This window comes from Vibrio sp. 1731 (genome assembly GCF_033339955.1).
In the GTDB taxonomy this organism is placed as follows: domain Bacteria; phylum Pseudomonadota; class Gammaproteobacteria; order Enterobacterales; family Vibrionaceae; genus Vibrio; species Vibrio alginolyticus.
On sequence record NZ_JAWOVO010000097.1, the window covers coordinates 1 to 1290 of the forward strand.

Consider the following 1290-nt stretch of genomic DNA (forward strand, 5'->3'; position numbering starts at 1 on the left):
GGTTCATCGCGGATAAGCGGGAACTCAAAACAAAAACGGTAGTAAGTGATAGAGTTTTATCGCCAAACAAAACCTACACAAACTACCGTTTTCATGTCGAATCATACTTTCCTATCTTCATTCTGGGAAGGCTTTCATATCGTAAAGTCTCATCAGACTGCATCATTGATTAAGCTCACTCTCGAACCGAACTCTATCGCTAAGTGCCCGTGTGGACGTAAAGCTCAAGCCGTACATGAGTATCAATGGCGCAACGTGAAAGAAGCCTCACTGCTTGGAGTGCCCGTTGAACTATCCGTCCAAACTCGACGCATTAAGTGCAGTCACTGCGGTATTAAAACGGAACGATTATCTTGGTTAGAGCCTTATGCTCGCATCACCAATCGTCTACGAAGCTACATAGAACAGTTGTTGCCGCTGTTGCCAATTAAGCATATTGCCCAATTGACAGGAGTTCATTGGCACACAATCAAAGAGATAGATAAGCGTCGACTTCAACAAGTAGTACCGCAAGTTAAATGGGGTGAATTAAGGCAACTCGTCATGGACGAGTTCGCAATTTTTAAGGGACATCGTTATGCCACCGTCATTGCTGATGCTAAAAGCCATCAGGTTATCTGGATAGGGCTAGGCCGCAGCCGTAAGGATATTCGACCGTTCTTCGAGCAGTTAGGTGAGCATGGCAAAAACATCGAAGCGGTAGCAATGGATATGAACACGGCTTTTGACCTTGAAGTCCAAGAGCATTGCCCAAATGCACGTATCGTTTACGACTTGTTCCACGTTGTTGCTAAGTTCGGTCGTGAAGTCATGGATAGAGTCAGAGTCGACCAAGCCAATAAGCTAAAACATGATAAAAAGGCAAGGCAATGGGTCAAGCGTTCACGTTGGGTGTTATTGAAAAATAGGGATAATTTAAATACACAACAAGACGGCTACCTGACTGAAATATTGGAGATGAATCAGGACTTGATGACAACCTACCTACTGGGGGCACAATTAAAGGAACTCTGGCGTTGTGGATCTGAACTTCAGGCTAAAAACCTATGGAAGGTATGGTGGGAGCAAGTGAATGAGAGTGGGATCAAGCCGTTAAAAGAGTTCGCTCGAAAGCTCCGTCCATACCTTCATGGGATTACTGCTTCAGCAAGCTATCCGTTGAATACCTGTACCCTCGAAGGAATAAATAACAAGATAAAGTTAATCAAGCGGATGGGGTATGGATATCGAGATACTGATTACTTCTTCTTAAAGATAAAAGCGGCTTTCCCCGGAAAGCCGCGATGAACC

1 protein-coding gene is annotated in these 1290 nt (G+C 44.5%); it reads left to right on the forward strand.

What is annotated here, in order from left to right:
• Positions 1-93: 93 nt before the first annotated feature.
• On the forward strand, positions 94-1287 hold the full coding sequence (locus R7035_RS25425) for an ISL3 family transposase (RefSeq protein ID WP_203346307.1): 1194 nt from the start codon (positions 94-96) through the stop codon (positions 1285-1287).
• The last annotated feature ends 3 nt before the right edge of the window (positions 1288-1290 follow it).